Genomic DNA, 11,990 nt, shown 5'->3' with positions numbered 1-11,990 from the left:
CCCCCGCCCCGCCCCCCCCCCCCCCGGGCCGAGCCCGATAGGTTGGTGCCCCGGCGCTTAACCGCCGACCCCCCTACTTAACGGGGGGGGGGCCCCTGGCCCGGCGCCACGGGTGCGCCGACCCCGTTCTCGTCGGTGACGGTCGGTCAGCGCGCGCGGCGCTCCAGGCGGTCCATGTCCAGGAGGACGACGGCCCGACCCTCGCGGCGCACCCAGCCGCGCGTCGCGAAGTCGGCGAGCGCCTTGTTCACGGTCTCGCGCGACGCGCCGACGAGCTGCGCGAGCTCCTCCTGCGTGAGGTCGTGCGCGACGCGGATGCCCTCGTCGGTCTCCTCGCCGAAGCGGGTCGAGAGGTCGAGCAGTGCCTTGGCGACACGGCCGGGGACGTCCGAGAAGACGAGGTCCGCGAGCGTCTCGTTGGTGCGGCGCAGGCGCCGCGCGAGGGCGTTGAGCAGGTGCTTGGCGACGCTCGGGTGCTTCTCGATCCACTCGACGAGCTGGTCGTGCCCGAGCTCGTAGATCACGGAGTCGGCGACGGAGCTCGCGGTCGCGGTGCGGGGGCCCGGGTCGAAGAGCGAGAGCTCGCCGAACATCTCGCCGGGGCCGAGGATCGACAGGAGGTTCTCGCGGCCGTCGTTGGAGCGGCGCCCCAGCTTGATCTTGCCGCTCGCGATCACGTAGAGGCGGTCGCCCGGCTCGCCCTCGCGGAACAGCACGTCTCCGCGCGAGAGCTCGATCTGCTGCATCGACTCGAAGAGGGTGCGCGTCTCGTCCGCGTCCATCGTCGCGAACAGGGGGGCGGAGAGCACAACGTCGTCGTCCACGCGGGGTGTCCTATCGTCTCGTCCTCGGAAATGTTCCAGGACAAGTCTGCCCTACGGCCGCAACTCGGGTGTCGGGGGCGGCGGCTACGGTGGGTCCGTGACCACCACGGAGCAGGCCCGCACGGGGGCGCCGAAGCCCGAGTCGCACCTCGCCCTGGTCCGGCGCGCGCGCCGCACCAACCGCGAGCTGGCCGTCACCTATCCGGACGCCCACTGCGAGCTGGACTTCACGACGCCGCTCGAGCTGCTGATCGCGACGGTCCTGTCCGCGCAGACGACGGACAAGCGCGTGAACCTCACGACCCCCGCGCTGTTCGCGCGCTACCCGGACGCCGCGGCCTACGCGGGCGCCGACCGGGAGGAGCTCGAGGAGCTGCTGCGGCCCACCGGCTTCTTCCGGGCGAAGGCACAGTCCGTCATCGGCATCGGTCAGGCCCTCGTGGAGCGGTTCGACGGCGAGGTGCCGGGCCGCCTGAAGGATCTCGTGACCCTGCCCGGCGTCGGCCGGAAGACGGCGAACGTCGTGCTCGGCAACGCGTTCGGCGTGCCGGGGCTCACCGTGGACACCCACTTCGGCCGCCTCGTGCGCCGCCTGGGGTGGACCACGGAGGAGGACCCGGTCAAGGTCGAGCAGGTGGTCGGCGGGCTCGTCGAGAAGTCCGAGTGGACGATGCTCTCGCACCGCCTGATCTTCCACGGCCGCCGGGTGTGCTTCGCCCGGAAGCCCGCGTGCGGCGCGTGCACGATCGCCCGGTGGTGCCCCTCCTTCGGCATCGGCGAGGTCGACCCGGTCAAGGCGGCGAAGCTCGTCAAGACGAGCTGAGGGTCAGCGCTCGCGCTCGGCCGGGGCGGTCGTGGGCAGCCAGTCCAGCAGCAGGTCCGTCACGGCGTCGGGCTCCTCCTCGGGGAGGAAGTGGCCGGCACCGTCCACGAGCTCGAAGCGGAAGTCGCGGGCCAGCGCGGCACCGTCGGCGTCGGCGAGGTCGCGACGCAGGAGCCCGTCCTTCTCGGCATGGACCTGGAGGGCGGGGACGTCGAGCGGGCGGCGCAGTGCGGCGAGGAAGCGACGGCCGTCCGGGCGGGGCGTCGACCGCACGGCCCAGCGCAGCGACTCCATCGCGGTGTGCGCCGCGAAGGGGATGCGCATGACGGTGCGGTACGTCTCGACGACGTCGGGTGCGAAGGGCGTCGCCGCACCGGTCGCGAGCACGTCGCCCACGAGGTCGCCGCGGACGAGGGCGCGCTCGGGCAGGGTCGGCACCTGGTAGAAAGCGAGCTGCCGCAGCGCGGCGGGCGTGAGCAGCCGACGCGCAGAGGTGTGCATCCGCGCGGGGTGCGGGGCGGAGAAGGCGGCGACGCCGGCCGTGACGGCGGGCTGGAGCGCGGCCATCGCCCAGGCGAGGCTGCCGCCCGTGCCGTGTCCCACGACGACGGCGCGCCCGGACCCGAGCGAGCGCACGACCCCGGCGATGTCGCGCGTGCGGGTCGGGGCGTCGTAGCCGATCGGCGGCTTGTCGGAGGCACCGACGCCCCGGATGTCCATCGCGGCGACGCGGTAGCCCGCGGCGGCGAGCGGCTCGATCTGGTGGCGCCAGGCCCACCAGAACTGCGGGAACGAGTGCAGCAGGACGACGAGGGGCGGTCCCGGGTCGCGCACCCCGCGGTCCTCGGGGCCCGCGAGGGCGACGTGGAACCGCGCGCCGTTGGCCGGGACGAACTCATGGCGCCACGGGCCGTCGGGCAGGGCGGACGTGAAGTCGGAGGGGTCGGGCGTCACCCGGACGAACCTACCGGGGTCCCGGGGCCGCCGTCGGCCGACGAGCCCGCGGCGTCCGTCACGGGGGCGTCGGCGCCCTCGGCGGGACGGCGGTCCTTGGGCGGGTCGAACCGGTATCCCACGTTGCGGACGGTCCCGATGAGCTGCTCGTGCTCGGGGCCGAGCTTGGCGCGCAGTCGCCGGACATGGACGTCGACCGTGCGCGTGCCGCCGTAGTAGTCGTAGCCCCAGACCTCCTGGAGGAGCTGGGCGCGCGTGAAGACGCGGCCCGGGTGCTGCACCAGGTACTTGAGGAGCTCGAACTCCTTGTACGTGAGGTCGATGGGGCGGCCGCGCAGGCGGGCCGTGTAGCCGCTCGCGTCGATCGCGAGCTCGCCCGCCGCGATCTCCTGCGGCCCGTCCTCGGCGGGCCCGCGCGCGGACCGCTCGATGACGAGGCGCAGCCGCGCCTCGACCTCCGCGGGGCCCGCCCCCTCGAGGAGGAGGTCGTCTGCGCCCCACTCCGCCGTGACGACGGTCAGCCCACCCTCGGTGAGGACGAGCACGAGCGGGACGGTCAGGCCGGTCGCGTGCAGGAGGCGGCACGTGGTGCGGGCCGCGACGAGGTCGCGCCGCGCGTCGAGCAGCACGACGTCGGAGTCCGGTGCGTCCACGAGCGCCGACGGCTCCATGGGCAGGACCCGGATGCGGTGCGAGAGCAGGCCGAGCGCGGGCAGCACCTCGACGGAACCGCCTGTCGCGGGGGTGAGGATGAGCAGGTCCGCCATCCGGCACCTCCTTCCGGGTCGCGGGGCGCGGGGGCGCCCCCGGGCGTCGACGCGTGGCGACGGGGCCGGGACGTACCTCTGCGGGGCTCGCCACGTCATCGGCCACGTTCTCGGTCCGTGGATGGTTACCGTATCGCGTGCCGGGCGTGCAGACGGCGAACGTCTCACGGGCGCGCGTGCCGGTGCCGGTAGGCGGTCCGGCGGGAGACTCTGCGACACTCTGAGGCGTGCTGCACGACCCGACGCCCTCCCGCGACCCCCGAACGGGGCGCTGACCGCGTGGACCTCTCGACCCGGGCCGTCGTCACGGCGTGCCTCGCCGCAGGCATCGCCGTCGCCGCGTTCTTCGGCCCGCTCCCGCTCGCAGCGGCGTCGGGGGCCCTGGCGCTGATCGTCGCGATCGGGTGGCCGCGCCTGCTCGACATCCCGGTCCACGGCGGGACGCGCGTCGTCATCGCCCTCGCCGGGCTCGGCGCCGTCGGCGCCACCGCCGCGACGCACGGCGAGCCCGCGCTGCGCCACCTGCCCGTGGTGCTCGCCCTCGCCGTCGTGCTCGCCTTCGTGGCCGAGCTCCTGCGGCGCGACGGGCGCCCGCGCCTGGTCGAGTCGCTCATCGGGACGGTGAGCGGGATCGTCGTCGCGACGTCGTGCGCAGGCTGGATCGCGACGGGCCGCACCGACGCGGGCGAGTCCCTCGTCGTGACGTGCGCGGTGGCGCTGGCCGTCGCCTCCGCGGTCTCGGCCCTGCCCCTCGGCGGGTGGACCAACGCGGCGCTCACCCTCGGTCTCGCGGTCGCCGCGGGCGGGGCCGTCGGGTACGTCATGCCCGACCTCGACCTGCTGAGCGGCGTCTGGTCCGGCGTCGTCGCGGGCCTGCTCGTCGCGTCCCTCCACGCGCTCTTCGACCAGCTCCCGGAGCTGCGGGGCCGCCTCGGTGCGTTCTCCGCGACGGCGCTTCCCGTCGCCGTCGGTGGGACGCTGATCTTCGTCGTCGGGCGGGTGATCGTGGGATGACGCCGTCCGCGCTGCCCGTCGTCCTCCTCGGGGTGACCCTGCTCGCGACGCTCGCGCTCGGTGTGTGGTGGCAGCGGCGCCAGGGGGTCGTGCGGACGGCGCGCACGACGTCGCCCCGAGCCGCGGCGAACCCCGGCGCTCCGCTCTTCGACTGGCCCTCCCACGGCGTCGCGCTCGGCGCCCGGGGAACGTTCGTCCAGTTCTCGGCCGAGCTGTGCGCGCCGTGCCGTGCGACGGCGCGCGTCCTCGGCGAGGTGAGCGCGGCGCACGACGACGTGACGCATCGTGAGATGGACGTCGACGACCACCTCGACCTGGTGCGAGCATTCGGCATACTGCGCACGCCGACCGTCCTCGTGCTCGACGCGGAGGGCCGGGAGGTCGCCCGTGCGAGCGGGGGTATGAACCGGGCCCAGGCGCTCGCGGCGCTCGCCGTCGCGGACCCGGGACCCGTCCCCCTGTCCGTGCGCGACGTCTGACCGCGCCGTCCCCGACGGCCAGAACCTGAGGGAGACCGCATGAGCGACCAGGCCGGCCGTGGGGGCACCACCGAACCCTCCGCGGCGCCCGTCGGCATCGACCCCCGGGGTCCGCGCGCGGGGGCCGGCATCACGGCCCTGCTGCTCGCGGTGGTGATCCTCCTGTGGACGTCGCCCGCCGCGCTCGTGCTGCTCGCGGTCGTCGCGGCGAGCTTCCTGGTCGGCGCCGTCCGGGGCGCGCAGGGCACGTGGCAGGCCTGGGTCTACCGGATGGTGGTCCTCCCGCGCATCGGCCCGACGGCGGAGCGCGAGGACCCCCGGCCGCCCCGGTTCGCGCAGGCGGTCGGCCTCGTCATCACCGGCGCGGGGGTCGTGCTGGGGCTGCTGGGCGTCGACGGCGCCGTGCCGGCCGCGGCGGCGCTCGCGCTCGTGGCCGCCGTCCTCAACGCCGCGTTCGGCCTGTGCCTGGGCTGCGAGCTGTACCTGCTCCTGCGTCGGGTCGCGCCCGCGCGCTGACGGCGCCGCCGGCCGGCCCGGAGGCCCGGCCGCAGACCGGCCCTGTCAGTAGACCAGGGCCTGGGCGCCGTCGCGCAGCGCCTCCTCGACGAACACCGCGGCGCCCGCGATGCGCACGCCGGGCAGCACGTCGTCGGCCGTGATGCCGCGGCGTGCGGCGCACTGCGTGCACACGGTGAGGGTGCCGGCGGCGAGCACGGCGTCGAGCAGGTCGGGCAGCGGGGCCGCGTGCTCGAGCTCCAGCTCGGCGGCACGTCCCGGGAGCCCGAACCACGCGGCCTCCCCGGTGAGCCACACGCTCACCTCGACGCCCGCGGCGACGGCCGCGGCGGCGACGGTGAACGCCTGGTTGGCGGCCTCGGGCCGGTCGAGCCCCGACGTGGCCTTGACGACGAGCGAGCGCTGACGGGGGGCCGCGGAGCGCGGCGCGGTGTCGGTCACGCGGCCGAGCGTAGCCCTCCGCCCGGGGCGGGTCCCGGGCCGCGACGTGGCGCGCGCGACCGGCCGGTAGGATCGGGCGCATGAGTCCGCACACTCTCGAGCTGATCTTCCTCGGCCTGCTCCTCGCGGCGACGGTCACCATCACGTGGTTCGCGGGGTACGTCGTCTACAAGCTCTACAAGGGCCAGCGCTGACGCTGCCGCGCGGGGCCGTGCCTCGCGTGTGCCCGTCGCCCCGCCCGACTCCGAGAGGTGGTCGCTGATGCCGTTCGAGTTCCCCGAGGGTCTCGCGCCCGAGGTCTACCCGCTCGCCTGGCTCGTCGGGAGCTGGCGCGGCGAGGGGGTCGTCAAGTACCCGGGCATCGAGGAGACGCCGTTCGTCCACGACGTCGTGTTCGACCACGACGGCGGCCCGTACCTGCGCTACGAGTCGACGCTGCGCGTCCTCGAGGCCGAGGTCCCCGAGACCGTCCCGGACGAGGGGGCCTGGCCCGAGCGTGACGGCGCGACGCTGGACGCCGCGGCCGCCGACGCGCCCGTGTGGTCCACCGAGACGGGCTACTGGCGCGTCTCGACGGACCGGCCCGACGGGCTCGAGGACGACCGCCACCCGCTCGAGGTGCTGATCGCCGACCCCGCGGGCCGCGTGTCCGTGTACCTCGGCGCCGTCGGCAACGGCCGGGTCGACCTGGCGAGCGACCTCATCGCGCGCACCTCCACCGCGTCGGAGGTCACCGCCTCGAAGCGGCTGTACGGGTTCGTCGAGGGCCAGCTCCTGTGGGTGTGGGAATTGGCGGCCTTCGGTGAACCGTTGCAGTCGTACGCGTCCGCGAAGCTGACCCGGCGCCCGTCGGCCTGACCGGCGGCCCCGGGCGGCGCGCCGGCCGGCCCGGACGCGCCGACGAAGGAGGACCACCCGTGACCACCGGCTACACCAGCCCGCTCCTGACGCGCCACGGCGCGGTGCCCGCGACCGGCCCGGACGAGGGCGTCGCCTGGCACTACGGCGACCCGACGGGGGAGCAGCGCGCGCTGCGCACGGGCGGCGCCGTCGTCGACCAGTCGCACCTCGGCGTCGTCACGGTCACGGGCCCGGACCGGCTGAGCTGGCTGCACTCCATCACGTCGCAGGACCTGACGAACCTCGCCCCGCGCACGTCGACGGAGCTGCTCGTGCTCTCGCCGCAGGGGCACGTCGAGCACGCGGCCTCCGTCGTGGACGACGGGGAGACGACGTGGCTCGTCACCGAGCGCTCGCACGCGGCCGACCTCGCCGGGTGGCTCGACCGGATGAAGTTCATGCTCCGCGTCGAGATCGCCGACGCGACCGACGACTGGGCGGCGCTCGGCGAGCCCGTCGACGCCGAGGGTGCTGAGGGCGAGCCGGTCACGTGGCGCGACCCGTGGCCGCGCGTCACGGGCGGGGGCACGCGTTACGGGCCACCCGAGGCCGAGCACCCGGGCATGGAGCGTCCGTGGCGGCTCGTGCTCGTCCCACGGGCCGAGCTGTCCGACGCCGTCGCGGCGCGCGAGGCGTCCGGGTGGCGGCTCGTCGGCACGTGGGCGAGCGAGGCGGCGCGCGTCGAGGCGTGGCGGCCGCGGCTCGCCACGGAGATCGACCACCGGTCGATCCCGCACGAGACGGACTGGCTGCGCACCTCCGTCCACCTCCACAAGGGCTGCTACCGCGGTCAGGAGACGATCGCGCGTGTGCACAACCTCGGTCGTCCGCCGCGCCGGGTCGTCATGCTGCACCTCGACGGCTCCGGCCATCTCCTGCCCGCGCCGGGCGCCGAGGTCACGCTCGACGGCCGCGCCGTCGGCGCGGTGACGTCGGTCGCGCGCCACCACGAGCTCGGCCCGATCGCGCTCGCGGTCCTCAAGCGCGGCGTCCCCGAGGACGCCGAGCTCCTCGTCGACTGCGACGGCGGGGCGATCTCCGCGGCGCAGGAGGTCGTGGTGCCGGGCGAGGGCGTCTCCGTCGACCGCCCTGCCCCGCGCGGCCCCGTCGGACGGGGGATCACGCCCCGCGGCGAGGGCGCGCCCACGAGCATGCTGTGAGCCGCGGGCCGGCGTCGCGCGAGGACCCCGGTCCCGGTGCGGTCGACGTCGCCCGGACCGCGTGGCGCCGGCTCCTCCTGCGGGCGCGGATCCGGCAGGGCGCGTCGCGCGTCCGCGTCGCGCTGTGGCCCATCCTCCAGGCGTCGGCCGCCGCAGGCCTCGCGTTCGGCATCGCCCGGTACGGGCTCGGGCACACGGCGCCGTTCTTCGCGCCGGTCTCCGCGTGGATCTGTCTCGGGTTCAGCCAGGACCGCCAGCTCCGGCGCGTGCTCGAGCTCGCGGTCGGCGTCGCGATCGGCGTCGGGCTCGGCGACCTCGTGGTCCACGCGATCGGGTCGGGATGGTGGCAGGTCGCCGTCGTGCTCGCCGTCTCCGCGCTCGCGGCGCGCTTCATCGACCGCGGCGCGATGCTCACGACGCAGGCCGGCGTCCAGGCGATCGTGATCGTCGGTCTCCCGGCCGCGCAGGCGGGCGGACCCCTGGGACGGTGGACGGACGCGCTCGTCGGCGGCGCGGTCGCGCTCGCGGTCGCGGCGCTCACACCGGGCGACCCGCGGCGTCGGCCCCGGCTCCTGGGGTCCGAGGCGACGACGGAGCTCGCCGGCGTGCTCGACGTCCTCGCGCGAGGGCTGCGCACCCGCGACCGCGCCGACCTCGACGCGGCGCTCGTCAAGGGCCGCGCCTCGGAGGGCGCGCTCGAGGAGTGGCAGTCGTCCGCGTCGTCGGCGCGCGAGCTCGCGCGCGTGAGCGCGGCGGGGCTGCGGCACCGGGACGAGCTCGGCGGGCTCGAGCGGCAGGCGGTGCTCGTGGACCGCGCGATGCGCAGCGTGCGCGTCCTCGCGCGTCGGGCGATGCCGGTCGCGGGCGGGCCGGACGAGCGGGAGCTCGACGGCGTCGCGGACCTCGTCGCGCGCTTCGGCGCGGGCGTGCACGTGCTGGCGGAGGCGGTCGGCGCCGGGCGCGACCCGGCGGTGGCGCGCGAGGTCCTCCTCGAGGTCGCGCGCGGTGCGGACCCGCACGCCCTCGGTGACGGCGACTGGCAGGTGCAGTCGCTCGTCATGCTCGTGCGGTCGCCGATCGTGGACCTGCTCGAGGCGGCCGGGGCGTCGCCGGAGCAGGCGCGCGACGCCCTCCCCGAGCTCTGAGCGGGCGATCCCGGCCTGCCGGGCGAACGGGACGATCTTCACCCTGCACAGCGGCGCCCCGGGCCGGTACCGTCGGGGCATGGAGGTCCCCGTCAGCGCCCTGCGCGCCGAGCTCAAGTCGTGGATCGAGCGGGCCAGGGAGGGTGAGGAGGTCGTCATCACCGAGCGCGGGGTCCCCGTCGCGCGGCTGACCGGCGTCGCGACGGCCGACCTCGTCACCGAGCTCGTGCGCGACGGCGTCCTGGTCCCGGCGGCGGGCGAGCGCCCGGTCCACGCGGTCCCCGGCGGGGACGCCGACGTCCGGCCCGTGAGCGCGGACGGCGCGCGACCGGTCGACGGCGCCCGGTCGGGCCGCGGGGGCGGCGTGGCGGCGCTCGTGCGCCGGATCCGGCGCTGAGGCCCCGATGGCCCTGGTCTACTTCGACGCGAGCGCGCTGGTGAAGCTCTGCGTCCCCGAGGCGGGCTCCGCCCTGGCGAGCCGCCTGTGGAACCGCGCGGACGTCGTCGTGACGAGCCGCCTCGCCGACGTCGAGGTGCGGGCCGCGCTCGCGGCCGGAGCGCGCGGCGGCGTGCTCGACACGGCGGGGTACGCGCGCGCCCTCGGTACGTGGGACGTGCTGCGTCCTGCCCTCCACGTGGTCGAGGTGTCCGGCGCCGTCGCCGACCGCGCGGCCGGGCTCGTCGCGGCGGGTGCGCTGCGCAGCAACGACGCGGTGCACGTGGCGAGCGCCCTCGCCGTCGCGCACGGCGACACGATCGTCGCGGCCTGGGACCCGCACGTCGTGTCCGCGGCCCGCTCGGCCGGGCTCCGCGTGGTGCCGTGGCCCCTCGCCAGACCGTAGGCTCGTGCCCGTGGGAATCATCGGGTCGCTCCAGTGGATCGTCTTCCTCGTCCTCTCGCTCGTCGTGTTCGGGACGCAGCTCTTCGCGCTCGTCGACGCGATCCGGCGTCCGGCGAGCGCCTTCACCGCCGAGGGCAAGCTCACCAAGCCGATCTGGCTCGCGATCCTCGGCGTCGCCGCGGCGCTCGGGTTCCTCTCGCTGCCGCTCGGTGGCGGCGTGAACCTCGGCTTCCTCGGGCTCATCGCCGTGGTGGCCGCGATCGTCTACCTGGTCGACGTGCGCCCGCGCCTCCAGCCCTACGGCAACGGCCGCGGCAACGGGTCGTCCGGCCGCCCCGGCGGCTGGTGAGCGCGCCGGTGACACCGCACGTCGTCGGCGGGGTCGAGCGCGCCGCCGTGCCGCTGGCCGAGGTCGTGCGCGGCGACCTCGTCGAGTCCGTCCATGCCGGGCACCTCGTGCTGCTGGGCACGGACGGCGCGCCGGTCCTGGAGCGCGGTGATGCGGACGCCGTGATCTGGCCGCGCTCGAGCGTCAAGCCGTTCCAGGCCGTCGCGATGCTGCGCCACGGGCTCGTGCTGCCGCCGCGCCTCCTCGCGCTCGCGGCGGCGAGCCACAACGGGGAGCCGGAGCACCTGGCGGGGGTCCGGGAGATCCTCGAGGGCGTCGGCCTCGACGAGTCGGCGTTGCGCAACACCCCGGACATGCCGCTCCACCCGCCCGCCGCGTTCGCGTGGCAGCTCGAGGGCCACGGGCCGTCGGCCGTGACGCAGAACTGCTCGGGCAAGCACGCGGCGATGCTTGCGACGTGCGTCGCCGCCGGCTGGGACACCACCACCTACCTGGACGTCGCCCACCCCCTCCAGGTCGCGGTCCGCGAGACGGTTGCCGAGGCGACCGGCGTGCCGGTCGAGCACGTGACGGTCGACGGGTGCGGCGCGCCGCTCTTCTCAACGACGGTGCGCGGCCTCGCGCGCGCGTTCGGACGGCTCGCGGTCGCCCCGGAGAGCGACCCGCTCTCCCCGGAGGCGCAGGTCGCGCGCGCGATGTCGGCGTTCCCGGAGATGGTCGGCGGGACGGGCCGCGACGCGACGCTCGCGATGCGCGCGGTGCCCGGCCTGGTCGCCAAGGACGGCGCGGACGGTGTCTACGGCGCCGGCCTGCCCGACGGCGGCGCGCTCGCCTTCAAGGTGCTCGACGGCGCGTCGCGCCCGCGACCGGCCGTGCTCGCCGCTGCGCTCCGGCGCCTCGGTGCGCTCGGCATCGCGGGGGCCGACGACGCGGCGCTCGCCACGCTCGGCGACGTGCCCGTGCTCGGCGCGGGCCGGCCCGTGGGCGTCGTGCGGCCGGTCCTCGACGGCGCGACGGCGGTCCCGACCAGCGGTGCGGGTCGGGGACACGACGCGGTGCGGCGCTCGTGAGGGCCGTCGTGCAGCGCGTCTCGCGAGCGAGCGTGAGCGTCGTGGCCGAGGACGGGTCGTCGGAGGTCGTCGGGGCGATCGACCGACCGGGGCTGCTCGCGCTCGTCGGCGTGACGCACGACGACGGCGACGCCCAGGTCGAGACGATCGCGCGCAAGATCGCCGAGCTGCGGATCCTCGCGGGGGAGCGGTCGGTGCAGGACGAGGGCGCGCCGGTGCTGGTCGTCAGCCAGTTCACGCTGTATGCCGACACGAAGAAGGGCCGCCGCCCGTCGTGGAACGGTGCGGCGCCCGGGCCCGTCGCCGAGCCCCTCGTCGTGGCGGTCGTCGAGCGACTCCGCGAGCGTGGGATCGAGGTCGCGACCGGACGGTTCGGCGCGCACATGACCGTCGAGCTCGTCAACGACGGCCCGGTCACGCTCCTCCTCGAGGCCTGACCGCCGCCGCGCCGAGCACCCACGTCGCGCGCTCGCGACGGGTTCGCCGTACGCGGCCGCGAACGAACGGAACCGTGGTCGGCCGAGGGAGAACCGTGGTGGCGCGAGGGAGAACCCTGGTCACGCGAAGTAGAACCGTGGTCACGCGAGGTAGAACCGTGGTCACGCGAGGTAGAACCGTGGTTCTTGTGCTCGACGGCGTGTGGTTGCCCTGGGTGGTCGGGGTGGGTGGTGGGGGGGGGGGGGGGGGGAGCCGCGGGGGGCGGGCG

At 75.9% G+C, this 11,990-nt stretch carries 16 protein-coding genes; 12 read left to right on the top strand and 4 right to left on the bottom strand.

Annotation, left to right across the window (positions count from 1 at the left end):
• Positions 1–146: 146 nt before the first annotated feature.
• The gene (locus ACFWH7_RS19380; RefSeq protein WP_021481784.1) at positions 147–824 is read right to left on the bottom strand and encodes a Crp/Fnr family transcriptional regulator; all 678 of its coding nucleotides are present in this window, start codon (positions 822–824) and stop codon (positions 147–149) included.
• Between the two features lie 97 nt (positions 825–921).
• Here ACFWH7_RS19380 and nth point away from each other — a divergent pair, with 97 nt between their 5' ends.
• Complete coding sequence (nth, locus tag ACFWH7_RS19375) at positions 922–1,647, top strand: endonuclease III (RefSeq protein WP_378219028.1); 726 nt, start codon at positions 922–924, stop codon at positions 1,645–1,647.
• Between the two features lie 3 nt (positions 1,648–1,650).
• Here the strand turns inward: nth and ACFWH7_RS19370 are convergent, their stop codons facing one another.
• A complete protein-coding gene (locus tag ACFWH7_RS19370; RefSeq protein WP_378219026.1) occupies positions 1,651–2,601 on the bottom strand; it encodes an alpha/beta fold hydrolase in 951 nt (316 codons plus the stop codon).
• Complete coding sequence (locus ACFWH7_RS19365; RefSeq protein ID WP_255318713.1) at positions 2,598–3,368, bottom strand: winged helix-turn-helix transcriptional regulator; 771 nt, start codon at positions 3,366–3,368, stop codon at positions 2,598–2,600. Before ACFWH7_RS19365 ends, ACFWH7_RS19370 begins: the two co-directional genes overlap by 4 nt.
• 279 nt (positions 3,369–3,647) lie before the next feature.
• Here ACFWH7_RS19365 and ACFWH7_RS19360 point away from each other — a divergent pair, with 279 nt between their 5' ends.
• From ACFWH7_RS19360 to ACFWH7_RS19350, 3 genes are read left to right on the top strand one after another with little or no spacing between them, the layout of a single operon-like run.
• On the top strand, positions 3,648–4,382 hold the full coding sequence (locus tag ACFWH7_RS19360; RefSeq protein ID WP_378219024.1) for a hypothetical protein: 735 nt from the start codon (positions 3,648–3,650) through the stop codon (positions 4,380–4,382).
• On the top strand, positions 4,379–4,861 hold the full coding sequence (locus tag ACFWH7_RS19355; protein WP_378219022.1) for a thioredoxin family protein: 483 nt from the start codon (positions 4,379–4,381) through the stop codon (positions 4,859–4,861). Before ACFWH7_RS19360 ends, ACFWH7_RS19355 begins: the two co-directional genes overlap by 4 nt.
• Before the next feature lie 39 nt (positions 4,862–4,900).
• Positions 4,901–5,377 (top strand): DUF4395 domain-containing protein, encoded by a 477-nt coding sequence (locus ACFWH7_RS19350; RefSeq protein ID WP_378219020.1) that lies wholly within the window; start codon positions 4,901–4,903, stop codon positions 5,375–5,377.
• A 45-nt stretch (positions 5,378–5,422) separates the two neighbouring features.
• Here the strand turns inward: ACFWH7_RS19350 and ACFWH7_RS19345 are convergent, their stop codons facing one another.
• Positions 5,423–5,818, bottom strand: coding sequence for a DsrE family protein (locus tag ACFWH7_RS19345; protein WP_378219018.1), 396 nt, complete (start codon positions 5,816–5,818; stop codon positions 5,423–5,425).
• Between the two features lie 261 nt (positions 5,819–6,079).
• On the opposite strand from ACFWH7_RS19345, the gene ACFWH7_RS19340 reads away from it, so the two are divergent.
• The 8 genes from ACFWH7_RS19340 (at position 6,080) to dtd (ending at position 11,721) form a co-directional block, all read left to right on the top strand.
• The gene (locus ACFWH7_RS19340) at positions 6,080–6,676 is read left to right on the top strand and encodes a heme-binding beta-barrel domain-containing protein (protein WP_047232347.1); all 597 of its coding nucleotides are present in this window, start codon (positions 6,080–6,082) and stop codon (positions 6,674–6,676) included.
• 59 nt (positions 6,677–6,735) lie between these two features.
• Positions 6,736–7,878, top strand: coding sequence for a CAF17-like 4Fe-4S cluster assembly/insertion protein YgfZ (gene ygfZ, locus ACFWH7_RS19335; protein ID WP_378219016.1), 1,143 nt, complete (start codon positions 6,736–6,738; stop codon positions 7,876–7,878).
• Positions 7,875–9,023 carry an FUSC family protein gene (locus ACFWH7_RS19330; RefSeq protein WP_378219014.1) on the top strand — a complete coding sequence of 383 codons (1,149 nt, stop codon included), beginning with the start codon at positions 7,875–7,877 and terminating at the stop codon, positions 9,021–9,023. The genes ygfZ and ACFWH7_RS19330 overlap by 4 nt, the downstream gene beginning before the upstream one ends.
• A gap of 79 nt (positions 9,024–9,102) precedes the next feature.
• Complete coding sequence (locus ACFWH7_RS19325) at positions 9,103–9,420, top strand: type II toxin-antitoxin system Phd/YefM family antitoxin (RefSeq protein WP_378219012.1); 318 nt, start codon at positions 9,103–9,105, stop codon at positions 9,418–9,420.
• A 7-nt stretch (positions 9,421–9,427) separates the two neighbouring features.
• Positions 9,428–9,865 (top strand): type II toxin-antitoxin system VapC family toxin, encoded by a 438-nt coding sequence (locus ACFWH7_RS19320; RefSeq protein ID WP_378219010.1) that lies wholly within the window; start codon positions 9,428–9,430, stop codon positions 9,863–9,865.
• A gap of 10 nt (positions 9,866–9,875) precedes the next feature.
• The gene (locus ACFWH7_RS19315) at positions 9,876–10,214 is read left to right on the top strand and encodes a DUF2516 family protein (RefSeq protein ID WP_307868813.1); all 339 of its coding nucleotides are present in this window, start codon (positions 9,876–9,878) and stop codon (positions 10,212–10,214) included.
• Positions 10,215–10,222: 8 nt separating this feature from the next.
• Positions 10,223–11,284, top strand: coding sequence for an asparaginase (locus ACFWH7_RS19310; RefSeq protein WP_378219007.1), 1,062 nt, complete (start codon positions 10,223–10,225; stop codon positions 11,282–11,284).
• Positions 11,281–11,721 (top strand): D-aminoacyl-tRNA deacylase, encoded by a 441-nt coding sequence (dtd, locus tag ACFWH7_RS19305; protein ID WP_378219005.1) that lies wholly within the window; start codon positions 11,281–11,283, stop codon positions 11,719–11,721. Before ACFWH7_RS19310 ends, dtd begins: the two co-directional genes overlap by 4 nt.
• The last annotated feature ends 269 nt before the right edge of the window (positions 11,722–11,990 follow it).

This window comes from Cellulosimicrobium cellulans (assembly GCF_042723955.1).
In the GTDB taxonomy this organism is placed as follows: Bacteria; Actinomycetota; Actinomycetes; order Actinomycetales; family Cellulomonadaceae; genus Cellulosimicrobium; species Cellulosimicrobium cellulans_H.
Note: the sequence above shows the minus strand (reverse complement) of the source record. Positions and strands in the feature narration are given on the sequence as shown.

Coding starts and splice junctions, on each gene's coding strand:
- ACFWH7_RS19365 (WP_255318713.1), bottom strand. CDS start 3,368: ATGGCGGACCTGCTCATCCTCACCCCCGCGACAGGCGGTTCCGTCGAG.
- ACFWH7_RS19355 (WP_378219022.1), top strand. CDS start 4,379: ATGACGCCGTCCGCGCTGCCCGTCGTCCTCCTCGGGGTGACCCTGCTC.
- ACFWH7_RS19350 (WP_378219020.1), top strand. CDS start 4,901: ATGAGCGACCAGGCCGGCCGTGGGGGCACCACCGAACCCTCCGCGGCG.
- ACFWH7_RS19340 (WP_047232347.1), top strand. CDS start 6,080: ATGCCGTTCGAGTTCCCCGAGGGTCTCGCGCCCGAGGTCTACCCGCTC.
- ACFWH7_RS19325 (WP_378219012.1), top strand. CDS start 9,103: ATGGAGGTCCCCGTCAGCGCCCTGCGCGCCGAGCTCAAGTCGTGGATC.
- ACFWH7_RS19320 (WP_378219010.1), top strand. CDS start 9,428: ATGGCCCTGGTCTACTTCGACGCGAGCGCGCTGGTGAAGCTCTGCGTC.